At 53.2% G+C, this 22,611-nt stretch carries 44 protein-coding genes and 3 tRNA genes; 18 read left to right on the top strand and 29 right to left on the bottom strand.

Annotated features, from left to right (window positions below):
• The 8 genes from AC1ATL_RS07410 to AC1ATL_RS07375 all read right to left on the bottom strand — a co-directional run.
• A partial coding sequence (locus AC1ATL_RS07410; protein WP_476569718.1) for a Hint domain-containing protein occupies nucleotides 1–1,351 on the bottom strand: 1,351 nt, incomplete at its 3' end.
• A complete protein-coding gene (locus tag AC1ATL_RS07405) occupies nucleotides 1,351–3,027 on the bottom strand; it encodes a hypothetical protein (RefSeq protein ID WP_476569717.1) in 1,677 nt (558 codons plus the stop codon). The genes AC1ATL_RS07405 and AC1ATL_RS07410, both read right to left, overlap by 1 nt.
• Nucleotides 3,028–3,044: 17 nt before the next feature.
• Complete coding sequence (locus tag AC1ATL_RS07400) at nucleotides 3,045–4,871, bottom strand: hypothetical protein (protein ID WP_476569716.1); 1,827 nt, start codon at nucleotides 4,869–4,871, stop codon at nucleotides 3,045–3,047.
• A gap of 58 nt (nucleotides 4,872–4,929) precedes the next feature.
• Nucleotides 4,930–5,355, bottom strand: a complete 426-nt coding sequence (locus AC1ATL_RS07395; protein ID WP_476569715.1) for a phage terminase small subunit — start codon at nucleotides 5,353–5,355, stop codon at nucleotides 4,930–4,932.
• Between the two features lie 564 nt (nucleotides 5,356–5,919).
• Nucleotides 5,920–6,258 carry an HNH endonuclease gene (locus AC1ATL_RS07390; RefSeq protein ID WP_476569714.1) on the bottom strand — a complete coding sequence of 113 codons (339 nt, stop codon included), beginning with the start codon at nucleotides 6,256–6,258 and terminating at the stop codon, nucleotides 5,920–5,922.
• A 13-nt stretch (nucleotides 6,259–6,271) separates the two neighbouring features.
• Nucleotides 6,272–6,352: transfer RNA gene (locus AC1ATL_RS07385), tRNA-Leu, on the bottom strand.
• 260 nt (nucleotides 6,353–6,612) lie between these two features.
• A tRNA-Trp gene (locus tag AC1ATL_RS07380) sits at nucleotides 6,613–6,685 on the bottom strand.
• Nucleotides 6,686–7,062: 377 nt separating this feature from the next.
• Nucleotides 7,063–7,149, bottom strand: a tRNA-Ser gene (locus tag AC1ATL_RS07375).
• A gap of 1,558 nt (nucleotides 7,150–8,707) precedes the next feature.
• On the opposite strand from AC1ATL_RS07375, the gene AC1ATL_RS07370 reads away from it, so the two are divergent.
• The 18 genes from AC1ATL_RS07370 to AC1ATL_RS07285 all read left to right on the top strand — a co-directional run bounded on the left by AC1ATL_RS07370 (nucleotide 8,708) and on the right by AC1ATL_RS07285 (nucleotide 15,787).
• Nucleotides 8,708–9,169 carry a hypothetical protein gene (locus AC1ATL_RS07370; protein WP_476569713.1) on the top strand — a complete coding sequence of 154 codons (462 nt, stop codon included), beginning with the start codon at nucleotides 8,708–8,710 and terminating at the stop codon, nucleotides 9,167–9,169.
• Nucleotides 9,170–9,237: 68 nt separating this feature from the next.
• Nucleotides 9,238–9,492 carry a hypothetical protein gene (locus AC1ATL_RS07365; protein ID WP_476569712.1) on the top strand — a complete coding sequence of 85 codons (255 nt, stop codon included), beginning with the start codon at nucleotides 9,238–9,240 and terminating at the stop codon, nucleotides 9,490–9,492.
• A gap of 374 nt (nucleotides 9,493–9,866) precedes the next feature.
• Nucleotides 9,867–9,989, top strand: coding sequence for a hypothetical protein (locus tag AC1ATL_RS07360; protein WP_476569711.1), 123 nt, complete (start codon nucleotides 9,867–9,869; stop codon nucleotides 9,987–9,989).
• 147 nt (nucleotides 9,990–10,136) lie between these two features.
• A complete protein-coding gene (locus AC1ATL_RS07355) occupies nucleotides 10,137–10,274 on the top strand; it encodes a hypothetical protein (RefSeq protein ID WP_476569709.1) in 138 nt (45 codons plus the stop codon).
• Nucleotides 10,275–10,373: 99 nt separating this feature from the next.
• Nucleotides 10,374–11,027: a hypothetical protein gene (locus AC1ATL_RS07350; RefSeq protein ID WP_476569707.1), complete on the top strand. Its 654-nt coding sequence runs from the start codon at nucleotides 10,374–10,376 to the stop codon at nucleotides 11,025–11,027.
• 136 nt (nucleotides 11,028–11,163) lie between these two features.
• On the top strand, nucleotides 11,164–11,382 hold the full coding sequence (locus AC1ATL_RS07345; RefSeq protein WP_476569705.1) for a hypothetical protein: 219 nt from the start codon (nucleotides 11,164–11,166) through the stop codon (nucleotides 11,380–11,382).
• Between the two features lie 26 nt (nucleotides 11,383–11,408).
• A complete protein-coding gene (locus AC1ATL_RS07340) occupies nucleotides 11,409–12,014 on the top strand; it encodes a hypothetical protein (protein ID WP_476569703.1) in 606 nt (201 codons plus the stop codon).
• Nucleotides 12,011–12,388: a hypothetical protein gene (locus AC1ATL_RS07335; RefSeq protein ID WP_476569701.1), complete on the top strand. Its 378-nt coding sequence runs from the start codon at nucleotides 12,011–12,013 to the stop codon at nucleotides 12,386–12,388. The genes AC1ATL_RS07340 and AC1ATL_RS07335 overlap by 4 nt, the downstream gene beginning before the upstream one ends.
• 75 nt (nucleotides 12,389–12,463) lie before the next feature.
• Nucleotides 12,464–12,787 (top strand): DUF8033 domain-containing protein, encoded by a 324-nt coding sequence (locus AC1ATL_RS07330; protein ID WP_476569699.1) that lies wholly within the window; start codon nucleotides 12,464–12,466, stop codon nucleotides 12,785–12,787.
• A gap of 1 nt (nucleotide 12,788) precedes the next feature.
• Nucleotides 12,789–13,058, top strand: a complete 270-nt coding sequence (locus AC1ATL_RS07325) for a hypothetical protein (RefSeq protein WP_476569697.1) — start codon at nucleotides 12,789–12,791, stop codon at nucleotides 13,056–13,058.
• Between the two features lie 13 nt (nucleotides 13,059–13,071).
• Nucleotides 13,072–13,464 (top strand): hypothetical protein, encoded by a 393-nt coding sequence (locus AC1ATL_RS07320; protein WP_476569695.1) that lies wholly within the window; start codon nucleotides 13,072–13,074, stop codon nucleotides 13,462–13,464.
• Nucleotides 13,464–13,655, top strand: a complete 192-nt coding sequence (locus AC1ATL_RS07315) for a hypothetical protein (protein ID WP_476569693.1) — start codon at nucleotides 13,464–13,466, stop codon at nucleotides 13,653–13,655. Before AC1ATL_RS07320 ends, AC1ATL_RS07315 begins: the two co-directional genes overlap by 1 nt.
• Nucleotides 13,652–14,299, top strand: coding sequence for a hypothetical protein (locus tag AC1ATL_RS07310; protein ID WP_476569691.1), 648 nt, complete (start codon nucleotides 13,652–13,654; stop codon nucleotides 14,297–14,299). Before AC1ATL_RS07315 ends, AC1ATL_RS07310 begins: the two co-directional genes overlap by 4 nt.
• Nucleotides 14,299–14,538: a hypothetical protein gene (locus AC1ATL_RS07305; RefSeq protein WP_476569689.1), complete on the top strand. Its 240-nt coding sequence runs from the start codon at nucleotides 14,299–14,301 to the stop codon at nucleotides 14,536–14,538. The genes AC1ATL_RS07310 and AC1ATL_RS07305 overlap by 1 nt, the downstream gene beginning before the upstream one ends.
• A gap of 61 nt (nucleotides 14,539–14,599) precedes the next feature.
• Complete coding sequence (locus tag AC1ATL_RS07300; RefSeq protein WP_476569687.1) at nucleotides 14,600–15,022, top strand: helix-turn-helix domain-containing protein; 423 nt, start codon at nucleotides 14,600–14,602, stop codon at nucleotides 15,020–15,022.
• Nucleotide 15,023: 1 nt separating this feature from the next.
• The gene (locus tag AC1ATL_RS07295) at nucleotides 15,024–15,254 is read left to right on the top strand and encodes a helix-turn-helix transcriptional regulator (RefSeq protein ID WP_476569685.1); all 231 of its coding nucleotides are present in this window, start codon (nucleotides 15,024–15,026) and stop codon (nucleotides 15,252–15,254) included.
• Nucleotides 15,241–15,444: a helix-turn-helix domain-containing protein gene (locus AC1ATL_RS07290; protein WP_476569683.1), complete on the top strand. Its 204-nt coding sequence runs from the start codon at nucleotides 15,241–15,243 to the stop codon at nucleotides 15,442–15,444. The genes AC1ATL_RS07295 and AC1ATL_RS07290 overlap by 14 nt, the downstream gene beginning before the upstream one ends.
• Nucleotides 15,445–15,523: 79 nt before the next feature.
• Nucleotides 15,524–15,787, top strand: a complete 264-nt coding sequence (locus tag AC1ATL_RS07285) for a hypothetical protein (RefSeq protein WP_476569681.1) — start codon at nucleotides 15,524–15,526, stop codon at nucleotides 15,785–15,787.
• A gap of 177 nt (nucleotides 15,788–15,964) precedes the next feature.
• Here AC1ATL_RS07285 and AC1ATL_RS07280 read toward each other — a convergent pair whose 3' ends face one another.
• The 21 genes from AC1ATL_RS07280 to AC1ATL_RS07180 form a co-directional block, all read right to left on the bottom strand.
• On the bottom strand, nucleotides 15,965–16,708 hold the full coding sequence (locus tag AC1ATL_RS07280; RefSeq protein ID WP_476569679.1) for a metallophosphoesterase: 744 nt from the start codon (nucleotides 16,706–16,708) through the stop codon (nucleotides 15,965–15,967).
• Entirely contained in the window at nucleotides 16,705–17,025 is a 321-nt protein-coding gene (locus AC1ATL_RS07275) for a hypothetical protein (RefSeq protein ID WP_476569677.1), read from the bottom strand. The genes AC1ATL_RS07280 and AC1ATL_RS07275 overlap by 4 nt, the downstream gene beginning before the upstream one ends.
• Nucleotides 17,026–17,032: 7 nt before the next feature.
• Complete coding sequence (locus AC1ATL_RS07270; RefSeq protein ID WP_476569722.1) at nucleotides 17,033–17,206, bottom strand: DUF6582 domain-containing protein; 174 nt, start codon at nucleotides 17,204–17,206, stop codon at nucleotides 17,033–17,035.
• A 23-nt stretch (nucleotides 17,207–17,229) separates the two neighbouring features.
• Nucleotides 17,230–17,532 (bottom strand): hypothetical protein, encoded by a 303-nt coding sequence (locus AC1ATL_RS07265; RefSeq protein WP_476569675.1) that lies wholly within the window; start codon nucleotides 17,530–17,532, stop codon nucleotides 17,230–17,232.
• Nucleotides 17,529–17,741, bottom strand: coding sequence for a DUF7336 domain-containing protein (locus AC1ATL_RS07260; RefSeq protein WP_476569673.1), 213 nt, complete (start codon nucleotides 17,739–17,741; stop codon nucleotides 17,529–17,531). The genes AC1ATL_RS07265 and AC1ATL_RS07260 overlap by 4 nt, the downstream gene beginning before the upstream one ends.
• Nucleotides 17,738–18,031: a hypothetical protein gene (locus AC1ATL_RS07255; protein ID WP_476569671.1), complete on the bottom strand. Its 294-nt coding sequence runs from the start codon at nucleotides 18,029–18,031 to the stop codon at nucleotides 17,738–17,740. Before AC1ATL_RS07255 ends, AC1ATL_RS07260 begins: the two co-directional genes overlap by 4 nt.
• Nucleotides 18,031–18,201, bottom strand: coding sequence for a hypothetical protein (locus AC1ATL_RS07250; RefSeq protein ID WP_476569669.1), 171 nt, complete (start codon nucleotides 18,199–18,201; stop codon nucleotides 18,031–18,033). The genes AC1ATL_RS07255 and AC1ATL_RS07250 overlap by 1 nt, the downstream gene beginning before the upstream one ends.
• The gene (locus AC1ATL_RS07245; RefSeq protein WP_476569667.1) at nucleotides 18,198–18,485 is read right to left on the bottom strand and encodes a hypothetical protein; all 288 of its coding nucleotides are present in this window, start codon (nucleotides 18,483–18,485) and stop codon (nucleotides 18,198–18,200) included. Before AC1ATL_RS07245 ends, AC1ATL_RS07250 begins: the two co-directional genes overlap by 4 nt.
• Nucleotides 18,482–19,321 carry a hypothetical protein gene (locus AC1ATL_RS07240; protein ID WP_476569665.1) on the bottom strand — a complete coding sequence of 280 codons (840 nt, stop codon included), beginning with the start codon at nucleotides 19,319–19,321 and terminating at the stop codon, nucleotides 18,482–18,484. Before AC1ATL_RS07240 ends, AC1ATL_RS07245 begins: the two co-directional genes overlap by 4 nt.
• Nucleotides 19,322–19,421: 100 nt before the next feature.
• Nucleotides 19,422–19,604, bottom strand: coding sequence for a hypothetical protein (locus AC1ATL_RS07235; protein WP_476569663.1), 183 nt, complete (start codon nucleotides 19,602–19,604; stop codon nucleotides 19,422–19,424).
• Complete coding sequence (locus tag AC1ATL_RS07230) at nucleotides 19,605–19,730, bottom strand: hypothetical protein (protein WP_476569661.1); 126 nt, start codon at nucleotides 19,728–19,730, stop codon at nucleotides 19,605–19,607. It lies immediately after the preceding gene.
• Nucleotides 19,727–19,915, bottom strand: a complete 189-nt coding sequence (locus AC1ATL_RS07225) for a hypothetical protein (protein WP_476569659.1) — start codon at nucleotides 19,913–19,915, stop codon at nucleotides 19,727–19,729. The genes AC1ATL_RS07230 and AC1ATL_RS07225 overlap by 4 nt, the downstream gene beginning before the upstream one ends.
• 550 nt (nucleotides 19,916–20,465) lie before the next feature.
• On the bottom strand, nucleotides 20,466–20,618 hold the full coding sequence (locus tag AC1ATL_RS07220) for a hypothetical protein (protein WP_476569657.1): 153 nt from the start codon (nucleotides 20,616–20,618) through the stop codon (nucleotides 20,466–20,468).
• Nucleotides 20,615–20,812, bottom strand: coding sequence for a hypothetical protein (locus AC1ATL_RS07215; protein WP_476569655.1), 198 nt, complete (start codon nucleotides 20,810–20,812; stop codon nucleotides 20,615–20,617). Before AC1ATL_RS07215 ends, AC1ATL_RS07220 begins: the two co-directional genes overlap by 4 nt.
• Nucleotides 20,802–20,990 carry a hypothetical protein gene (locus tag AC1ATL_RS07210; protein WP_476569653.1) on the bottom strand — a complete coding sequence of 63 codons (189 nt, stop codon included), beginning with the start codon at nucleotides 20,988–20,990 and terminating at the stop codon, nucleotides 20,802–20,804. The genes AC1ATL_RS07215 and AC1ATL_RS07210 overlap by 11 nt, the downstream gene beginning before the upstream one ends.
• 232 nt (nucleotides 20,991–21,222) lie before the next feature.
• On the bottom strand, nucleotides 21,223–21,477 hold the full coding sequence (locus AC1ATL_RS07205; RefSeq protein WP_476569651.1) for a hypothetical protein: 255 nt from the start codon (nucleotides 21,475–21,477) through the stop codon (nucleotides 21,223–21,225).
• Nucleotides 21,478–21,479: 2 nt separating this feature from the next.
• The gene (locus AC1ATL_RS07200; protein ID WP_195262125.1) at nucleotides 21,480–21,632 is read right to left on the bottom strand and encodes a hypothetical protein; all 153 of its coding nucleotides are present in this window, start codon (nucleotides 21,630–21,632) and stop codon (nucleotides 21,480–21,482) included.
• The gene (locus AC1ATL_RS07195; RefSeq protein WP_085347182.1) at nucleotides 21,629–21,943 is read right to left on the bottom strand and encodes a hypothetical protein; all 315 of its coding nucleotides are present in this window, start codon (nucleotides 21,941–21,943) and stop codon (nucleotides 21,629–21,631) included. Before AC1ATL_RS07195 ends, AC1ATL_RS07200 begins: the two co-directional genes overlap by 4 nt.
• Nucleotides 21,940–22,209, bottom strand: a complete 270-nt coding sequence (locus AC1ATL_RS07190; RefSeq protein WP_476569648.1) for a hypothetical protein — start codon at nucleotides 22,207–22,209, stop codon at nucleotides 21,940–21,942. The genes AC1ATL_RS07195 and AC1ATL_RS07190 overlap by 4 nt, the downstream gene beginning before the upstream one ends.
• Nucleotides 22,206–22,382: a hypothetical protein gene (locus AC1ATL_RS07185; RefSeq protein ID WP_476569646.1), complete on the bottom strand. Its 177-nt coding sequence runs from the start codon at nucleotides 22,380–22,382 to the stop codon at nucleotides 22,206–22,208. Before AC1ATL_RS07185 ends, AC1ATL_RS07190 begins: the two co-directional genes overlap by 4 nt.
• Nucleotides 22,379–22,609: a hypothetical protein gene (locus tag AC1ATL_RS07180; protein WP_476569644.1), complete on the bottom strand. Its 231-nt coding sequence runs from the start codon at nucleotides 22,607–22,609 to the stop codon at nucleotides 22,379–22,381. Before AC1ATL_RS07180 ends, AC1ATL_RS07185 begins: the two co-directional genes overlap by 4 nt.
• Nucleotides 22,610–22,611 lie beyond the last annotated feature (2 nt).

Here is a 22,611-nt window from a genome sequence, read left to right as displayed (position 1 = left end):
AACCCGTCGTCGTAGTGTTTCCTTCGATCCTCGCGCATACGAAAGAACCGCACCTCCGATCATTGAATCTGAATTTCTTCAGTCCAACAATCGGGGTGCGGTTCACACCGCAGCCAAAGTCCGAATGAAAAACACTACCCCAGAAGGGCGAAGGGAACTTACCCGAAAGGCTCATGATGCCGTCAAAGGAAAGCCCATGCCCATGTCGATTCTCTGCAAGGGTGCCATTACAAGGCAAAGAAACCTCACCGCTGCCACTGAGCAGGAGCTTGCTCTTGCTCGGGAGATTCAGAATCAAGGGTTCTCCGTCACACCCCAGAAGGCTGTCGGAAAATACAACATCGACATCTGTATCGAGGACACCATCGCCGTGGAAATCTTCGGTGGACACTGGCACGCTAGTAGAGACCGTGCCGGTAGCTTTCGAGAGCGTATGAAATACCTCGCCGATAGGAGCTTCGCAGTTCTTATCGTCTGGTGTATCACTGAATACCCTTGGAGCGTCACTGCGGTAGCGAAGAAGGCTATCTCCTACTTTCAGCAGGCCAGCCTTGACCCATCCATTCGTGGTGAGTATAGGATGATTTGGGGTAACGGAGAAGCGGCCTCCGCTCTTAGCCTGCACATCGACGATGACTCCCCTATATTCCCTAGTATCGGCGGCACGTATCCCAGTTGGTGACATTACAGGCACCCATGCGGGGAAACAGTTGTGGTGCATAGGCATCAAATCAGCCCTCGTGAACGTGTTCGTCGCAGCCACGACACACAGGCCGCAAGAACCCGTCTTGGACAGTTCAGGATGAATCACACGACGATACCGCGTGACACCCGAACTCCTGTAACGCGACTGGATGGCACGATTCTGAGCCACATACCCGTCAGTGACCGCGTTCGTCTCCAACTGGATTTTCGCGGCCATCATCCACGCCTTCACATGGTTCGCCGCAGCCTGATCGGCATCCTTCAATATCTCATCCCACGTCAACGGGCGAATCTCCGGATTCTTCACGGCCTGAGTCCGATACGTGTCCGCAACCCTCATGGCAACCTGCCACGGGTCCGTATTGTCACGCACCACCTCATACTGGGGAATCTCCCCCAAACCGTTCACGCCCGACAGGCGCAGCATCGTATCCGCATACGAGATGCCCTGCTGCCTCATCGCCTTCACGAACGCGATATGCTGCTGCGTCACATACGCGGCAGCACCCTCGGCGACGGCATCATTCCACCAGTCGGAAGGGGTCAGACTGCGCCACATGCTCCAAGCCCTGCGGACGAACTCGTCCACCAGTTTCACCCGCTGGTCATCCAACGCCTGAACGGCAGCCAACGCACTATCGGCCATCAGATCTCACCGCCACCGGTGGAACCATACGAATCATCGGAGGAATCAGGGAACGAATCATCCGACCCCATCGAACCCGAATCGGACGCGAACGAATCCAAACCGGACTCGTCACCCAAGTACGAACCGTTCATCGTATCGTTAGTCTGCTTCGCCGAAGACTCCAAAGCGGCGTTCTGCTGCGCCATGGCATTCAGGAAACTCGTATCCTGAGCATCCTGAACCATCTCCGAAATCTCAGTCTCCGTCATATGCAGGTAACGGCGTGCGATGGTCTTCAACGGAAGAATGCCCTTCACCTGAGCCGCCGCCTGACACTGCTCCAACTCCGAAGGCAGCTCCAACGGCTCCCAAGTCGTCTCGAAACGCTCCTCCGCCGCATTGCTGCCCGAAGCGGTCAACGCCATCTTCAACAGGAGCACGAACGCGTCGTTCGCCCTCATGTTCATGTCGCGGACCTTCAACCGCAGCATACGGGTCGTCAGCTTCGCACCCTCTGCGGAACCAGCCACATCAGGCGAAAGAATCGACAACGGCGTGCCGGTCGCACCTGCGAGAAGCTTCACATCACTCGCCGCCGCGTTCACAATCGGCGTGATATCCGTGATGGACGACTCGCCGATCTTCGCATCGGCGGGAAGCAGCCACAACGCCGCAGGACCCATCTCGAACAGTTCCGAATAATCAATCTTGTCGCCCGCCTGAGCCTTACCGGCCTTCACCGCAGGGTCGTTCTTCTGGTAATACTCAGGCATGTCGCCCGACACCCAACGCTGCTTGAACGCCTGCATCTCCTGAATGCAGAACCGTTGGAAACGCTGCTGGTCAATCGACCTCAACGTCTTCAAAGAAGCCTCGAACTGGCCCTTCCCATTAGGCGTGGTCAACTGGACGATGGGAAGACAACCGCACTTCTCGGCGAAATCCCAATCATCCTGAGCGGGCTCCTCCCATTCGAACTGCGATTCGAACGCCGGACGCTTCTGCGAATCATCATTCGCAAGCCCATACACGGTATCCTCATCATCAACCGAATCGGACGGCAAAGTGCGGGCCTTGACCTCATGCTTCGCGGTACGAGAGTAAATCTTCTGAATCTCACCATCATCATTGCGGATGATGCGGTACAAGGTCAGACGCTCGACCTGCTCGTCCTCGGACCAGCCATACACGACGGCGGAATCCTTGTCATCGGAAATGACCGTGCTCCAAGGACTCAGACGCTGGATATACGAAGGATTCTCCTTGCCCAGCACCATCGCATACGCGGACCCGTAGATGGCCGCATCCATGAACATGTTCAAAGCGCGGACATCCATGCCGCACTTGTCCCACATGTCATCCGCCTCGGTGCTGCGCATCGTCTTGTCCGCGACCAAACGGAATCCCGTGGGATGCTGCGACGTGATGACCGCATCCGCAATCGTATGCGCCAGATTCAACGGGCAGATATCCACGAAACGCCTGTACACGGCACTGGCCGTGGTGGTCGCCGACTTCGGCACGGACTGCAACGGAACCGTCTCGCGCCCGTCATAGAACGTCTTCAACACGCACAGATCGGGAATACGGTTCTGCAAGCGCGTCGCAAGACGCGTCAACGCAAGACCATCCCCACCCGGCTCGTCATCACCGGGGATAAGACTCTGCAAACTAGAAGATGTGGTGGAAGCCATACGAACACCCCAAAAAATCACCAGACACGCTGCGGCATGACCCGCTGCGGCGTCTCCTCCTCGAACTGGCCCAGATACTTCTCACGCGCCGCGTAAGCCAGCACGCCCGCCATGCACGCGTCAATCTTGTGCGGAGACTTCGGAGTCTCCTTATGAATCTGATAACCCCAGCTCTTCTCACGCCGCTTCGCATTACGGAAATGCGACACAAGCCTCGGGTCCGCGCACAACAGAATATTGTTCGGGTCAGGCTCCCCCTCCTCGACAGGCTCGGGAGCATACTCAAACGACGAATGAGCGCACTGCAACGCACGATACATATCCTGCGACCAGTTATTCGTCCAAAACTTCATCATCGAAGACTGACCACGGGCATACACCTTCATGCCACGCCCATACTCAGCCTCCCAGCCGCCAATCATCGACTCGAAGAAATGCGCATCGGCGAAACAGCCGATGACATTGTAATTCTCGAACATGCGACGCACGGCGGCATCGAAACCATCACGGTCAACACGCCAATCAGGGTCCGCGTTATCAGGACGCTGCTGCAACTTGATAAGAAACAGCAGCCCATCCGACACGCGACAGCCCACCAACGCGGTCGAATCATTACGAATCGACCCATCGAAGCCAAGCGTTATCTCCTCATCCTCGTCGATGAAAGTCTTCCAAACCTCATCCAGACGAGCGGACGAGCCAACAGCCACACCATACTCATTCCTATAAGCCAGATGAGACTGGATGGCAGGCTCCGTAAGCCACGAATCCTCACTCGACGCGCGAGAGTTCAAATAGTATCGAATCGAATCATTCGGGTCCGAATCAGGCTGGTAAATCTGCCCCATCAGACCATGAATGTCAACCCAGCCATCCTTAGACGGCCCCGGCTCCACACCCTCATCACGAAGCGAAAAACCCTCGACCGAATACCCATCCGCATCAACAGGCTCGATACGCCCATCAGGAAGAATGATGTAATCCCTACCGTCATCCGAATGCGCGGCGGAACCATACGACTCATACAACGCGTGCTCAAGCTTCTTCTCATTCGAGAAATCCTCAATGGGAAGAGTCGAATACCGATAATCGAAATACAAGCCCTTGTAATGCTTCGAACGGCCAGACTGAATATCCTCCGCGATCTTCAACGTGTTCTCCGCCACACTGTTCTGACCCGGACGGAAATACGTCGTCATCTCCAACACCCAAGGGTCCGCGTTCAAAGAACGCTTCGGAAGATTACGCTGAACCGTCTTATACATCGAATGATGCTTCGGCAGCGTATACAAATGCGTCTCATCCATCAACGCGAAAGTCTCAAGACCACCATCCTTCGACGCGTCACCAGAAGTCGAAGGAATAATCTCCCCACCCTCCGGCAGGCCGATACGGGTCTTCGTGACCTCCATGCCGAAACCCTGCAACTGGGCCAACGGGCCATACATGCAGTTGTAGTAAATCGAATCGAAGATATTGCCCGACTGGTCCTCGGACGTGGCAAGACAAAGAATCTCAGGATTCTGAATCGGACGGCCAACAGGCTCGCCCGGCAGATAATAGTAGGTCTGACCAAGAAACGTGTACGTCTCACCGGCCTTCGCCCAATGGTCGAAACGACACGGGCCAAAAGCCTCGAACAAGGCGATGTCATTACCCAAACCACTCTTGTTGCAGCCCTTCGGACGCCACAGGCTCACACGATTGAACCTACGACGGCCATTCGGCCTCAACGCATAAGCGTTCAAATAAAACTGGATGTACTCCGGACTATGCGTGACAGGCTTGTTGATGGCATCACCACGACCGATGATGCTGAACGTCTCAACCCACCACAACGCCAAACGTCCGAGACTCCTACGCCTATCCTCATAAGTCAGGTTAGGAATCATCAGATGCATGTCAGCCAGCCGCCTCGATCTTGCGACGCCAAGCATCGATATCCTGAATCACCGCATGATTCGAACCATCGGAAGCCGCATGGTCGTCAGCCTCCGGCACATCGAACTTCAACGCACGCATCGAAGCCGGAGTCCAACCCAACTCGTCAAACAACTGACGCACTACCGGCATCAACGTCGCATAACGACGAGTCGAAAGCATCTCATTAATCGTCGCGAAACCCAACTGGACGGCCATCCAGGAAGGAGCTGAACGCAACATCGAAGCATTCGGACTACGCCGATACTCCTCATACCAATGAACAACCAACGGCAGCCACTCCCCACCCTTGGGGAAAATCTGGTTCGCCGGAGGCAAATCAGGCCCCAGCTTCCCATCAGGAATCTCCAAAACCTGATTACCAGAATCAGCCGTCTTCCTGCCCATAACATCACTCCCCGCAAAGCCCCATTACGGGACGACAAGCGCGAAGCCCGTTACGGCACTACGCGCACCTGCGATGGACGACAATCCGATTAGCCAAAGAGTTCTCACCACCCTGCTCCAACGGCACACGCCAAGCGCCAACCGGAAAATCATCACTCAAAACATCCACCGACCGGTCAAGCGGCAACCCACAAACCGGACACGTATGAGAACACGCGTTCCACTCATCCTCAGCAGTCCAAAAACCAGTAGGAACACTCCCCCGCCGCTCCACACGAGCATTCGAACGAGGCTCCCACAACACCGACTTCAACGGCTGCGGAGTCCTATTAGGAGCCGCACCCTCAGCCTTCAAACGCTGGAAACGCTTACGACAACGAGCGGAACAGAAAGCCTTATCCCTACGCTCGGTCTCAAAAAAAGAGCCGCACGCCAAACACGCACGACTCATACGACGCTTACGGGCACCAGTGCCACTACGCCGCCAACGATCATAATGCGAACGACACATCCCATGAGCATGAACCGGATTATCACACCCATTCACACTGCACTCACCCTCGGCTAACCGAACGCCGGATGCCTGTACCAACGAGCCTCCTCACGCTCAGCCCTCTTCCTCCGCCGCACGTCAGCAGACTCCAAACCAGTCTTATACGCATGATGCGCACGACAAAGAACCTGAAGATTATCCCAAGAATCATCATCAGGACGACCATCCTCAGCACGAACGATATGGTCAACCTCATTCGCATGAGCGCCACACGGACGCAGCACGCCATCATCACCAACCACCGGATACTGGCAACGCCAACCGTAAAAGTCCAACACCTCACGACGGGTACGCTCCCACCCGGGATTGAACCGCTCCTTACGATGCGACTTGTTCCAATCGTTAGTCATCGACACTCCTCAGTGCTCCGGGAGGGAGTCGAACCCTCACGCCGCAAGGCAACGCATTTTGAGTGCGCCGCGTCTACCATTCCGCCACCGAAGCAAGGCAAGAGCCGCCGCAGCGACTCAGGAGACTGTCCCCACTACTTCCCACTAGGGTCTCAAGCAATCCCACCAGTTCCCACTAATGCAATTTTTCACACAATCCAGATGTGATTACATTAGTTTTGCATTAGTTTGACGGGGAATTACATTAGTCACCCATTCGTGGATTCCTACTAGAGGAGGTGGGTCAGCTAAAAACTAGAGCCGCCCGCAAGAACGACTCCGAAGACCTTTCCCACAACCCGTGGGTAGGCTAAGCACAGCATGTCGGACTCGAACCGACATCGACGGTTTTGGAGACCGCCATGCTATCCAGTTGCACCAATGCCATATGAGCAACCCACGGGAATCGAACCCGACACACTCCAAAGAGCCGCGCCAACAGGATTGCAAAACCAGCCCCCAAAAAATGAGCAAGCCATATAGACCCACCCGGGAGAGACCGGACAAATAAACGAGGATGGACGAAATCTCACGGACAATCCAAACGCAACACACTATATTCCGGGATTTATCCACCCTCAAAGGGTCCCCAGCCGGAATCGAACCGACGCACAAACCCGCATGGACAAGAGAGCCAGAACACCACACGAGCACGTCCACCAACAGGACAACAGGAACCATGTGCGAGATCAAACGGCGGTACCAACAAGCCTCTCGCATTGAACTTGAAACCGAATCGCACCTTACCTAGGAAGATGCCATCTGCGGACAGTGAGAGATTCGAACTCCCGGACCCGTCAGAGTCGGTCGCTTTCGAAGCGACTGCCTTAAACCAGACTCAGCCAACTGTCCCTAGTGGTGCCCCTTATGAACACACAAGCGTCCCAACGGTCGGAATCCTTCACCAAGAGACAAGGAGCACCACCGAACCGCTGCCGGAATGACAAACCATAGGACACCCCGCGTCCTTCAAAATTCATTCCGACATGCGTAAGCATACTCACATCCAAGGTTGCAGCAAGGTTGCAGTAGAATCGGCGAAAAACACGGCGTGTCGCATGGTATCATGAAGAGGATTTCATCGGTGACGCAACATCGTCGTTGCAATGTCACGTTTCATGCGCGGACTTTTCAGAAGGGCACGCACTTTTTTTACCATTGACCCGACGGCCGGGGGACGCAGGCCCGGGGGGCCCTCCCCCGGCCCCGGTTGCACGTTTGTTCGATAGCACAAACGTTCGTTCGAACGTTTGTATGTACGCGTCATTGCGTTTATACCTTGTTTCTATATATGCACCTTGCGATTATTTTTTTTCGATTTTTTAGATCATTTCCCGCGTGTCTGCTTGACTTTATTTTTTCTTGTGCTACTCATGCTCTTTTTTCGTTTTCTTTACCCCCGTACCGTGTTGTGACACGCCGACATAATGGCGTCATTTCAACGTTTCCGCGTGGTCTATTTTATTGGTTTGACGCTAGTCTAATGGGTGTGTATAGTGGGGGTTAATCCCGCTACCGGGGACAGGCCGCAAGGTCTGAAACTGTAGCGCGGGTTAAGAGTTTGAGAACTGAACACAAAACAATCAAGGACGTAAGCCCGGCGCACGGCTAGCAACCGCAAACCGGCAACCGCGATTGTTCCGCACGCCACTGGAAACGTGAGCTGTTATGGCCTATGCCATAGCCGATACGTTTGAGAGTGTCAAGCGCAGACCATTGCCGCCGATACCACGGAACGGATGGCCTAGCCCACGGGATTGAGGCGAAACACTTAATCTAAACTCACTGTTTTTCCATGCGTGTTTGACGGCTAACTAGCCGTCGTGACGTGGGTTCAGGGATTTTTGATAATCGAAAAAAGTGTTAGCAGTCCAACGACATGCTAACGAATTTCCAAGGTGCTAACTCGAGCGGCAAATATTTTTTGCCGCCGATTGTTAAGCATAGGCTTAACTGTCCCGTGGTGGGGGGTTTAGTGTTTTGCAAGTTTGTTAGAGGTGTCGTGTTTTGAGTGTCATTCGTGGCGCTTAATCCCAAGAGGACGGCTAGGCGTGGCGCGTGGTGTCACGTGGCTATCGAGGTTGGAACTCGATAGACGCTAGCGCAATGGTGTTTAACTGTTGCGTCCCTAGCTTGCTTGCATGTCGGAAAAAGTACTTTTTCTGCGGTTTGCGCGTAGCGCTCACTGCGGATTGAGTAGCACTATCTAAGGTGATAGGGGGACATAGCAAGTAATCCTAACGACATGGTGTAAGTGGCCATGACAACAAAAATACTTAAGCTTAAAAACTTTTTTCGGGGGTAGTTGATTCTATCCCCGTATTTGCTATCGCTAGTGCTTAGCCGTGGTGCAATTCCACGGGGTAGCGCGTAGTTAATCAACTGACATTAGACCTTAAGGGGGCTTATTATGATTACGATTAACAATCTTTACATTGGTGTGGATATCGCATACACGCTTGAATCCGTCAACGCTCAACATAAGAATAGCGAGGGTATCGCGCTCAACGAAAACACTTGCATTCGCACCAAGGGCGTAGGCGAGAAACTCGACCACCGTTTGCGTCGCGCCTATCAGTCATTGCTTGAAATGATTGAACAGAACGTAAGGGAACTTTGCGACGACACGTTTTTCGTACCCGAAGGTGAAAAGAAAAAGAAGATCGCAATTTACCGTATTTCATTCCAAGACGGCTACGGGGTCAGCGTTTCGGGCATATCGCCTGAAGGGCACGGGTTCCGGGCGTCGGCACTGTTCGTCTATGACACGCTCGACTTTACCGACTTGTTTAATGAGGACCCTATCGCGGTGTCGTTGAAAGTGCGGGACAATCACACGGGTAAAGAGGAAACTGGATTCACGCGTGTATGACACGCCCGGCTTTACAAATGTATCCAACTCACATATGTTGTAACCAACAAACAAACGGAGGTTTGAAAATGACTGTCAAAATCGTGAAAGTTCGGAGCCTGACCGCAATGCCGCGTGGATATAGCAACACCGTTGACGACGGATATTTCCGTTACGCGACGGTTGACGGAAAACGAATGGGCGACGTGGTGAAATTCAAGCCCGATTGGGGCGGGAACTACGTTTTCGACGAAGAATGGCGAGACGGGAAACGTGGTGTGCAAATCAAGGCGCGCACGTTGGCTGAACTTAAAAAGAGAATTGCCGACCACTACCAAAATTAATGTAACCAACTGCTAAAAAGGGAGTAATTGAAATGTCGAAAAAACTTGTGCTGTCTGTGGATATCAGCGTGGAATGGCGGCGTAGTGCCACATGGGGTATGTGCCCTACCGCAAGTGTTGACGCTAGGCTGTACGACGCGGGGTGGTGTGTCAGGCGTGACCTTGGTACCGGCCATGCGTCCGGTTGTGGGTATGACAAACGTTCGGCCGCTGTCGATACGGCCATGCGTGAGTTGCCGTTGTGGCAGACGTTCCTAATGTGGCGTGGATTCAAGCACACGTATGCGTCGATTCCACGCAACGGGTCCGATAGGACGCTGTACGGGCTTAGGCAGTGCGCGTATGGCTGGGAAATGAACGCGAATGCGTGCGGCATGGAAACGATTATCGATATTTTCACTGCGAACGGATTCACCATGACGTCGCACAACGGCGACGTTTACGATTTCTACCATTTCGAGCGCGTGATGCCGCGTTCGTTCCTGAAACTTATCTGACCTTGTAGCCCCTTTGTGGGCTATGGCACGGCTCTAGTGAGTTCTGTAGGGTGCAATCCCCTACCCGTGCGCGTTCCCGACAATTCCGTTGGGGATTACCCCGCCGATTATGGCGGGGTATCAAAACCAACCGCAAGGGGGTAACAGATGGATACCTCTAATATCCGTTTGCTCAACGCCTATGGCGTTATCGAACCTTGCGACGGAACCATTGTATCACTGTGCATTGCCGACTATCTGGTTGACGGCGTGCGCGTGACTGTGGTGTCACTGTCGCAAGAGTAGCGCCATATGGTGCGGGGCGCGTTAGCGCCCTTGCGGTGGTTTGAAAATTCTTGATTCTGAAAGTGGGTAATCGAAATGGATTATATGACAGAGTTTCACATGCCTAGGTTCACCCCGGTTGGGGACGTTGATTCCGGCATGATGGAAAAACTTGAATACGTGTGGGATGCTATCGGTCCGCATACGTCGTTCGATTATGGCGAGTGCGTTGACTGGCTGAAAGAACATTACGTTTGGCAGAATTGGACCGAGACGCGCGACTTGGATGAGAACGGCGAACGCGATGATGAGGTCACGTTATGGACGTTGCGGAACTGGCGGAGTTTCTATCCGTCGTTCGAGTCCCCGGTTCAGGAGGCCAATAGTCGTGTGGCCGAGACGGAACTGTACGAGTTTGGCGACGGCGATTACACGAATAGCGGTCTTGGATGGGATGTGGTTTGCGTGCGCGGCGGCGTGCTGACCACGGCCGGTGTGGTGGTGTGCGCTCTTGAAATGCGCATGGCCGACTATCCGGTGTTGGATGACGACATCTGGAATACGGTTGAGGATGAGTGGAAACATCAGACGTTTTCCGACATCTGGTATTCGTATTCGTTGAACCATGACGTTGACGACGTTGATATGGACGACGTTTACGTGAAATGGGATGAGACCGGCGAGGCTGATTACGAGGGCGTGAATCTAACAGACGAATTGTTGGATGAGCTGGTTGCCGCCGTCAAGGCCGACTCTGTTGAGGAGGCTGACTGACATGCGTAAGAGTGTGAAATTGGCCGTTGCTCTGGCCGTCTGCGCCACGTCTCTTACTGTGGCGTGTTCGCCAATCTGTAATCCTAGGCCGGTTGCTGACCCTCATGGGACGCCTGAACAGCAGTGGTCTTGGTGGTTGGGCGAGTATGCGACGGCTGACTATGGTCAGGCTGATTTGGCTAGCTACCGGTCTCTGTCTGATATTCCGCAGTGCGAGATGGAGGACGGCAGTACGGATGACGGCTATGAGCGTATCTGCGAGTGGCGCGGCAATGCTGTCGGCAATCGCATGGGTGAGTCTTACGTGCTGGTTGACGGCAGCAAGGTGCTGTCGTGGGGCGGCACGGAACTGTAGCAACAATCAAGATCGGAGGTTTTGGGATGCTGTTGCTCAATGAGGAGAGCGTCATCGATTTGACGTCGTATGAACGTCTGGTGTTCGCGCCTGATGTTGGTTCGCGTTGCTATCTGGCTGACGTGGATACCGACGATATGGTGTTTGTCGTTTTGGAGGGCGACTACAGGCTGAATCATATCGATGATGCCGGGGCCGCATTGTTGACGCGTGCGCGGGACTATGGATTGGACCCGGGAGACCTGTTGACCAAGCATTACGGGCGGAAGAATTGGAGCACGTATATCGGCACTTTGCACGGGTCTACGCAGAGTGAATGGTGTGAGGTGTTCGTTGCGACGAATCCCGACTATTGCATTGATGCGCATTCCGATTTCAAGGTGTTGCAACAGTGGTTCGAGGGTGACGTGTGGGGCGTCCGGGCGGAACGCATGGTGACGCGGGTGAACGATGGCGCCAATCTCGTGCGCGACTGGGTAGAGGATGACCGGTATGAGCCATGCTGGGGTTTCTACCCGTCCGATTCCGCCGATGATGACCGCACCGCTTATGAGGCGTGCTATCTGCTTGATATTCCGTTGCCGGAACGTCTCAGGAGATTCGAGATACCAACCAAGGAGGTTTTGAAATGAGTGGGTTCGAGTTCGATTGGGTGTATGACGTTGACGGCAATCACGTTGACGGCGTATGGGCTCCTGAATGGATTGGCTGGGATGCCAAGAATATGAGGGCCGTGTTCGCCGACACCCGTCTTACTAGGGATGGCGGCTGGGAGTTCCATACCCGTCCGGGCGGGGATAATTGCTTCGAACGGTTCGATGATATGGATGATGACGACCTGTTGGCGAACGTCAAGGCTGAGGGTTGGGACGTGTTCGCGGTGGTCACGGTTTTCGATGATGAGGCCGACCCGGCTGATTATCCGAACAGTGATTTTGAGACCGATGGCTATCCGCTCGTCGGTTGGGCGATTGTCGGCGGGAAGCTTGCCGACATCAGGAAATGAAAGTGCCGGTCTCAGGTAGGACTGCGACCGGCCATGCAATCAATATTCACCACTAATTGCAAGGGAGATTCTATCATGTCGTTTCCACTGTTGGATGATAAAGAGTTTGAGTTGCGTCCTGAACATGATTCAGCCAAGTCGTTCTATGGCAAGGCTCGCGTCACATTCATGGGTGACGATTCCGGCGCTGGCGTGACTCTGACATCGTATGAGACGCCGATTGTGACCCTGTATCTCACTTCCAATGGTGAGGTTGGGAGTGTCTTCTGGATTCATCGGCATCCGGCTGACTTGTCTAACACGACGTGGCGTCATATCCGTGAGTTTTTCAGGCAGGCTGGGCTTAAGGCCGATAGCAAGGCTCAATGCTTGCGCGATTATGCAAGGGAGGCTGACTGACATGGCGCTGTTGTGGACTGTGGAATATGTGGGCGGCGCGCTTAAGGTGCGCCGTCACAGGTCTCAGGCTGAGGCTGAATCATATCGGAATGAGGTCAATGCGGCGGCTGTCTGCGGCATGTATCCGACCGTCTGCGATGTCACGGATGGCGGTTCCGCGCGGCTCATCATGGTGGACCGTCTGGAACGCAACAATGTCGGATTGAGATCGCGTCTCATGCGGTTGAGTCTGAAGAATCTTGTGGAACTCACGGATGAGTTCTGCTGCTGAATGAAAGGAAAGAATGATGATTACCGTTGAAGAGTTGAAGGCCATGCCGTTGGGTGAGCCGATCGGCGAGGCTGTCGTGGATGCCATTGAGACGATGGCGGATGATGGGCTGCGTAAGTTCGTCAGGGAACGTTTCAAGCCTTACGAGGGTGTCTACCGTATCAACGGAATGGGTGAATACGTTTCCGAAAAGGATTGGAAGGAATTCTGGTCTGCATTGCCGGGCTGGTGTGAGCAGGTTTTCATGCTGCATGACAATTCGCATTCCGACGATTATTGGGATTTCACCACCGAAGTGCTGGGCGGCTTGACTCCTGTCGAGATTGGCGAGCAATACGAATCGAGCATCGATTTCGAGCTTGATTGCGTCTGGTGGACGAACGCTGACGAGGATGGGTATCTGTGATGGACGCTCATGATTCGGATGTGTGCGCAAATGCGGCCAACAAGGCCGTTGACGCTGTTCGACTGCTGTCCGGATTGGGGTCTGGGAAGGCTCCCGATTCGGCTTACATTCTGGCCGCTTACGACCAGTTGACCACTGCGGCGTATCTGCTGCATCAGATTATCCCTTGGACCAAGGAGGAAAAGAAATGATTGTGAAGGGTTATGACTACGGCACGAATAGTGTCGTCGAGCTTAATGCGATGCTTGTCAACTATGATACCGGCGATTCTGTATGGGACAGGCTGGAAACGATAGACGCGAATACGGGCATCGTCATCTCGACGGAAAAGTTTTGTCGCGACGGCCGCACATACCGTATATATACCATCAATACGTCGCTTGAGAACTATTCACAGTATGGGAATGAGGGATGTCATTTCATGCTAATCAGTGATGTGAGAAGGAAGGATGGTCAGCCATGGATTGATGCCGTCAATCTGCATCTGGCTTCGACCGGCGAAAAGCTTGGACGGTTCCATGACCATGCGCTTGAAGGTGACGTGATTCCGGGATTCCACGACGATTATTACGAGTTGGAGAAGCTACCACTCTCGTATGAGTTGGATGACTTGGAGTGGCTGTCGAAGCCTGTGGACTTGCGTCCGGAACGGCTTGAATTTGGCGTGTCGAATGGATACATGGAGGCGTACATCATCACCGACAAGTACGGCGAGGGCATGTATGACATAAATGATTCGCAGTTGCTTGATTCGTGGCAGTATCGTCTTCCGGATTCGAAGGCGACGCTGTGCCGTCAGTTGAAGCAGCTTTTGGATGAATACGAGGTGTTCTGATGCGTAACCATCTGACCTTCTCCCCTATCGCCGAGTATGAGGGGTTTGATTATTCGTCCGGCAGGTCGTTTTGGCGTCGTCGTTCCACGGTGTCGCTCCTGTGGGAGTGGATGCGTGAGTGGGTGCGTGGCGTGCGTGCGGCCCGCATGGGCTATTCGAATTGGCTGTATGTTCAGTGTTCCGGTGGCTGCATGGTTCCTGTGGACATGTTGGATTGGGATACTGATTGGGTTGATTGAGTGTCGGCGGTGTCGTTTCACCGCCGATGCTATGGTGTTTTTAATCCGGGAGGGAGCTGTTATGGGATTGCGTGAGCTGCGTGAGCGTAATGGTTTGACGTTGCAGCAGTTGGATGCGTTGACCGGCGTGGATTACACGCGCCTATGGGTGTACGAGAATCGTGCCGATGAGGCTCGCAACATGTATCTTGGGACGGCTGCGAAATTGGCTCAGGCGCTACACTGCAACGTGTTGGACCTGTATCCCGACGAGCACGTGTGGCGTGGCGGCGTGTCCGCTGGCGTCGTCGGATTGAAGAACATCCGCAAAGCCCGCAAGCTGACGCAAGTGGAACTGGCCGGATTGAGCGGTATCGCACGTCCCGCGATCTCTCGTTTTGAGACGAATGGTCGTCCGGTTTCGCAAATGTATTTGCGGACGGCGTTACGATTGTCTGAAGCATTGCAATGCGACCCTGTGGATTTTCTCACGGAAGGATACTGACATGGGTTTGAGGGAACTCAGATTGAAGCGCGGCATGACACAACAGCAGCTCGCCGACAAGGCAGGGCTTACTCAGCAGCGAGTTGGCGCGTTCGAGACCGGCCAACGTAAGGTTAGTGGCATGAGTCTTGATGTTGCGATTCGCATCTGCGATACCTTGCATGTGAAGAATCCTTTCAAGCTTCTTGAGTCTGACTCTGATGTTAAAGGGGATGCTAATGGGGTTGCGTGAATTGCGAATGGAACGTGGCTTATCCCAGCGCGGTCTGGCTGAGAAGGCTGGAATGTCTTACGTGTCCATTGCGAATTATGAGCGTGGCAGCAAGCGGATTGGCGGTATGAGTTTGGATACTGCTTATCGTTTGTGTAAGGCGTTGCACGTGTCTAATCCTCGTAAGCTTTTGGAGGATGATAAGGACTAGTTCCTATCGTCTGTTTTACCGGGCTGTTGCCTGTCGTTTTTGTTGATGAGTCAATGTTGATTTAACAAAGGAGTAAAAAATGAAGCCTGAAACGTATTTCAAGAAGTATGGTTGCATTTACGGTATCACATACAAAAATGTTGGGGAACCCGGCTATTCCGTGCGTTTCACGAGTTTGGATGACGCGCGCGAATGGTTGCATACGGAAAGGTTTGATTTCAGCACTCGTGAATTGTGCAGTAAGTCTGAAGCGTTGAAGTATGGTCATCCGTCTGACATGGTGCGTGTTGAGGATATTGACCCTTATACGGGTGACACGGTTTCCGAATTGCGGAGCGTGTGATACACTGGTTTTGTCGCACCGGAATGTCGAGTGTCCGGTTGAGATACCCCAAGCTCAATCTTGGGCGCGTGGATTTGAATCTGTTTGTTTCCGTTTTGGAAACTGTTAAAGCCCGTCCCTGTTTTGGAGCGGGCTTTAACTGTATTTGAGGTTGTTGTAGACCACTCTTAGCGACATTTAACGGATTAAGTGTCGCTTAATCGTTTTTAGGCTATACTTAGTTGCCGCGTGCAGCCAATTGTCCACTAGGTCGGCTTCGTTGACTGGCTCCATGTACCATGCTTCCAATCCGACGTTGATCTCATTACGGTGTTTGCCGAACTCTAGCGGGTCATGCGCGTGCGTGTGCCCGTGCAGGAGCAGCGTATCTTTCATGCGTGGTATCGCGTATTCGGCCAGTTCCGGCGCGTTCCAATTAGTCGAGACGGAACACAAGGGTGTCGCTTGCGTGAAGTCCTCTCGCCACTGGAAGTGACTGAGCAGCACCGTATGCGGATTATTCCCCCACCCGTCTCTGATTTCGGTTATGCCGACTCTGCCGACTTCCCCGAACACGCTTGCCAGTTTTTCGAGCGTGCTTGCGGAGGAATGCAGTTCGTGGTTGCCGAGAATCAAGTGACGACGTTTGCGTGGAACGCTCAGATTCTGGATGCGCATTATCGCCTGATCGACGCTCCAAGTACTGCCGGAACTAATATCGCCCAAAACGTAGAGTTCGTCATCCGCGCCGACATACCGGTTGATGCCGTCAATCACGTCGGCATCATGTTTACGCCAGTCAACGCAATCCTTGAGCTGTTTCCCGTCACGTTCGGCCTGTTGTTTGATTGACTCGTCACGCGCATACCCGTCACGCGCATACCCTCGCAGTGCGGCCACGAACGGGTGTGCGAAATGCAGGTCAGCGGTAAACCATTTCATGCGTCCTCACTCACTGTCTCGTCGTGTTGCGCATCCCACTTGTTTAATGCTTCGAGCACTTCGGCTAGTCCGAAGTAGTCGTAGAATTTTTCTCTTTCCATTCCGCCGCGCGTCTGATAGCGGATGGTCAGTTGGTCGGGCCAGTCACATGTCCCGTAATCGCATATGTGTTGCTCATTGTAATCGCAGTCGGTGATTTTGACTGGTTCCTCAATCGACCCGTCGAATAGTTCCGGTGATTTGACGTGCAACACTCGCATCATCAGTTCTCTTGTGCTGATGCCTGTTTTTCCCGAAGGCCAATCGTTTAGTCTCATGACATACTCACCTTCCGCTGATTTTGATGGATGGGAATTTCCGGTGTACTGCCGCTCTGACTCGCCGCTTCTCACTGGGTGTGCCGTTTTGGGCTACACGCGCGAGAGCGTTACGCGCGTGCGATGCGTCCGGGATAGGATACTTGCGTTCCTTCGGCAATGCGAACGTTGTACTCTTCATCCGGTTACGATTCTTGATCTTGCTCACTGCGCATCCTTCTTTGTTTTCCTCATGCTGTAGAGTTCATCCCACTTATCCAAGGCTTCCAATACTTGCGGTAGGCCGAAGTACCAATAGATTTCGGCATTTTCTTTGCCTGTGCGGGTCCGATATGAGATGGTCAGCGTTTCAGGGTCGTCACCGCATGTTTCGCAAGCTGCGGGCACGTATTCGTGGTAATGCCAGTCGGTAACTTCCATGGGTTCGTCATCGGTGCCGTCGAACAGTTCCGGCGATTCCACCATGAGGACGCGGAAAAGCAGTGTTTTAGTGGTTGGTTCAGTCATTCCGCGTATCCTCCTAGGAATTTGCTGCATTGCGAGTCAACAGTGGCTTCTGTGATGCACGATGGAATGTTCATGTGTTCAAGCTGTTTCTTTAGCTTCTCAGCCGGTTCCAATGTCGAATAGACTCCCAGCAGGTACACGTATTCGCCGTAGCCGTCGTAATCGTAGTATTTTTGAGTCGTATCGCCAGTGACGATGTAGACTTTCATGCGTCCTCGATCATGATGTTGTCGGTGTCTCTGATTCTGATGGTGACGGTGTCGCATGTGGCAAGTTTGAGTTGGAGTTTGATGTCACACAACCGTTTCGACGGTATTTGGGGTATCCCGCTGCGGCTATCTGCCGGTCGGATTCCGAGACTGTCCAAGTAGTAGGTTTGTTTGGCTTCGAATCCTTCCAATACGCCTGCGATGATGGGCTTGTCCTCACTGTCGAGGATAGTTACCCGTTTGCCGATGTTGTCTACGTTCAACCGTGCGGCGACAATGACGTCCTGCATCATTCCTCCTTGCCTGTGGTGAATTGGATTGTGTGGAGTCGCCTGTGTTCGTTGAAGTTGATGCCGAACATGCCATGCGAGTGGAATTGGTCGATGCGGTGGGTGATCTTGCCGTCAACGTGGTAGGTGTCCGTATGGCCGTTGTCGTCGGTGATGGTGATGATGCTCATCTGCACACCTTGTCCACTTTGCAGAGATAGTCTGCCTGAATGGTCTGGCTGACGCCGTTGCGAAGGTTCTTGAACGTGAACGAGAGCGGGTCCATGCCGTTCGCGTCGGCGAAGTCGATGACGCATTCCATGTCCTTCCACATGTCGCTGTATGTCGTGCCTGTGAATTGCGGGTCTTCATGCACGTAGACGATGACGTCCCGGTCATGGTCGGTGTGCGAGTATTCGAAGCCTAGTTCGTTGAGTTTTTCCGCGTAACCGGGGTTGGATAAGTCGATGTTCATGATTGTTCCTCCTGTAGGAGCATCCAAATGTTGGTTTCCTTTTCGGGGTTTCGGACGGCGAGTTTGTACACGTCGGCCAACTGGTAGCGTTGCCTGCGCGTGTCCTTGACGGGTTTGACGGGTTTGAGTTCTCCCCTGCTTACCCAACTGCGCATGGTGCCGGGTTTGACGATGATTCCGCATTGCAGTAGGAGTTTGCGGATTTCGGTCTGCGTGCCGGTGATGTGCGTGGATAGGAGTTTGCGTCGCCTGTTCTCGCGGATTGCGGCGACCGGATACACTTGACCGCAGTCGGGGCATTTCGGTGCGAATGTGGCGTTGGGGACGACTTTCACGACGTGGTGGCAGTCGCTGGTGGGGCATTCGCCGACGATGATCTGGTCTTCGAGCGTGTAGTCGAGGATTTCCTGCGCCTTGCGTCGGATGCGGTTGATGAGCTTCGCGTAGGTTGGCGTCGCGGGACTGGTCTTGCGCTTGTCGGACAGTCGGATGAGTCTGACGAACGTTTCGAGTTGACGGTCCTTGACTGCGGGCAGGTTCAGGCATCGCGCGTATTCGACGATGATGTCACGCAGGCTTGGAATGTCGTCCATTCCGTTGCCTTCGATGAGTTCGAATGTTGCTTCGCGTAATGGTGCCGGGGAGGAGGCGAGTCCACCGTGTCCGCCTCCCCCGTTGTTTCCGGTCTTGTCCATGCGGTTGGCTCGCCATTCGAGGTCTTGCAGATGGTTTTCGAACCATTGCAGGTCGAAGGTGAGTTGTGTTTCGCAGGATGCGCAGAGAATGTGTTTGCTGTCGGTGGGTTTCCAGCATGTCGCGCATGTGGTTTCCGTCAAAGGTCGGCTCCTTGAATACGGTTGACTGGGTATGTTGGACTGTTGCCTCAACCCTAATGATTGCAACCGTTGGGCGACCTTTACGATTATAGTATGGAGGTTAGATTAGCGTGGGTTGCTCCACGTCCTCATGGTTATGATCGTCGGATTGGATTCTGTGCGATTCGATTCCGAGTACGAGCATCCTGTCGATGCCCAATAGTCGGCTTATCTCATCGATGTCGAAGCCCTGCTCGTCCAATTCGAGGACGCGTTGGCGGATGTGAGTGCCGTATGTGCCCATTCAATCAACCGCCTTCCACAAGTATTTGTCGAACATGAGGATGAGTACGAGCATCGCGATCATGTTAAGCGCGTAGCTCACGTTTTTGATGATGTTCAGAATCCTGTCGATTTTGTCCACGCTCATTCCGTCTCCTTTCCGATCACGTAAAGCACGACGGCCTCATGGTTTAATTCCAATGGCGTTGCCGCTGTCACGTTGATGATTTTCCAACCGTCATCCAGATGGTCGATGAGTTTGGAATCATTCTCGACATGCACGCCATCACCAGTGAATTTCGTGCAGACTGGTATTAGATTGTGTTTAATCATCCGTCACCGTCCTTCGTGCAGTGTTCAGTATGCCTTTGGCGAGTTTGCGGAATTGGTGTCGTGTCAATCGCATCATTCCGAAATTACCGGCTGAATCACGCAAGTATCGGATGCACGCTTCGATCTCGGCTTCGGTGGGTGGTGCGGTACGACCGGCAACATACGCATTAGGTTCCTTGAGGAATCCGACTGTCTTCGGCGCATCATTAACGTATGCGCACGCTTCATCCTCTGCGATACTCATTTCGTATCCTCTCGCATTTGGTTGATGATTGACCGATACGCGCGATGGTGAAATAGCCATGCGGTGAACCGCGTGCATGGATACCATGCGAGCCCTCCAATGCCTAGCATGATGTCACTGTAAAACCAGTGATTGCAGTCGAGACAGTACATGAGTTCATTGCAGACTTCCGGCGCACTGTGATGATCGTCGCTCATTTCTTGTCCTTGTCTTCCAGTTTGCACATGATTTCCGCCGTAAGGAGTGCGAATGTCATGCAGGTGAGCGCTCCCCCGACTATCACGGCTAGGAATATGAGAGCATTACTCAATTCTTCTCAACCTTCACATAGTCCAGTTCACCACCGAGATACAGGGCGACGAGCTTTGCCAAGTCGATGACGTTTTTGCGTAGCTCGACGGCTTCCTCTTCCGATTCGGCCTTGATCGTAAAAGTGTCTTTGTTGAAATTAATTTTCATTTCTCGTCCTTCCAATGTTTTTCCCGCCAGTCGGCTATATCCTTGAGGTCTTCTTCGGATAATCCGTGGTCGCACCTGTACATGACTTGTGCAAGAGCGCACTCGTAGCCTTTGCCGAAAAAATCCGACACGCCATACAATCGGCTCTTGTCGAAGAGGTACCGGCAGTAGTCATGTAATTCGTCAATCGTCATCAGCGTCTCCGTTCAGCGCGTATTCAAGCAATTGCCTTACGTCGATGAGAGAGACGAGTTCGTCGGCTGGGACCTCGCACCATCCATTGCCGTTTGTGGTGTCGTAATCATCGGACGTGTCATCAAAAAACTTATCGGCGCGTTCCACCATTTCATCAGTGACTTCGATGCGATTCATTTTGCATCCTCGCTTTCAACAAAGTCGGGTAGGGTGCTATAACAGCATTCCAGACCGTGCAAAACGACTTTCGCCAGTTGAAAAGACTTGTTCCTCAAGCTTTTCCAGCGAAACGCATACGTGGATGATATGTGTCCGTCAGGGTCGATGACACAGGCTTTGTAGAAGAACAGCATCCAGTAGTATGCGACGAGCACCGAGTAGTGTTCCGACTTGATTACCGTGTGTCCGATCAGCATTTCGCATCCTCGCTTTGGTTAGGCACCTCGTCAGGCATCGAACCGCTATAGCCGAGCATCGACTTGCAATGATCGACGCACCTCGCAAAAACTTGCGCTCGTATCATGCACCCATCGATCTCACTTTCGGCCACACCCTCAGTACGTGTCGCTTCATTGAAAAACCTGTACTCTTCATCTCTCTGACCACGAAGCCAGTCGATGACCTCATGCAATGTCTTATCCTTCTCAGTCACGTTCGTCGCCATTGTTATTCCTTACTGCTCTTATCGTTCTTATCGTCATGGTCGAAGATGCATACGAACACGCCTAATAGCGTGAGTACGCAGAGTATCGCTATCACTCCCAAGGTGATGACGATGAACACGCTTGAAATATTCCAGCAAACATCAGCCAGACTCATGTTGTCTTCTCCTCGCAGTCCAAGCATTTGAGCATTCTCACAGCCTCACCGCGAGTGGCCCAGCCGGACGTGAACAGTCGATTGGATTCTTCATCGGTCCTATCCGCGAAGCCGCCGCCATGCGCCCTGCTCCATGCGTCGCCATCATTCGTTTCCGGAAACCACCTGTTCACAGTGGTTTGCCGCCCGGTATCGAGGTTCGTGGACACGATCACCTCTTCGCGGTGGACATATCCGATGCAATAACCGCAATGGGCGCAGTAGACCTCTGCATAACCGGGTTTAATGAAGCCGAGTCTCACGCACATCATTCATCCTTCTTCTGCTCGCAGAATTGTCTTATCGCACTCTCGGCGTCGTAATAGCGTGCGACAGTGCGTATCCACGAGTTGAACGCATCTTCGGCAGTCAGACAGACCTCGCCTTGAAGACACTTCAATACGCACTCGTACCGGTAGACGGTATGACGTGGATTGTGATACGTGCATTTGCCGGTGACAATTATCGGCGCGTCACCGCAGTAGGGGCATCGAAGATAACTCTTGGGCTGGGGCTTCTTCTTACGACCGAACATCATTCGTCCTTTACGTCGAAGATGCGCGTGAACGCTCCCCGCGCTAGGTCGTAAGCGTCGCTAAGTCCATCGTCGTATTCGTAGTTGGTGTAGGTTTCCTTAGACTTGATGGCGGCGTCATATTTTTCATCCAGCCACTTCACGTATTCGCAGATACGCTTGTCAAGATCGTTCATGATTTCACCTCGTTGAGTATAAGTATCGAATCGCACGCGCCGCATAGTTGGTTCATGCCGCCGTTGAGACTGATGATGACCGGTTGGAACACTCCCTCGAAGAACAGTTGCGTCATGCATCCGCCATTGTTCTTGACGGTCGAAGTGATCGCTTGGAGGTATCCGTCAATCGTGGTTCCTTCTTTCGTGGTGGCTATCGCACGCTTACCCACGAGAGATGATGGCAATA

The organism is Bifidobacterium sp. LH_743 (assembly GCF_056355775.1).
Note: the sequence above shows the minus strand (reverse complement) of the source record. Positions and strands in the feature narration are given on the sequence as shown.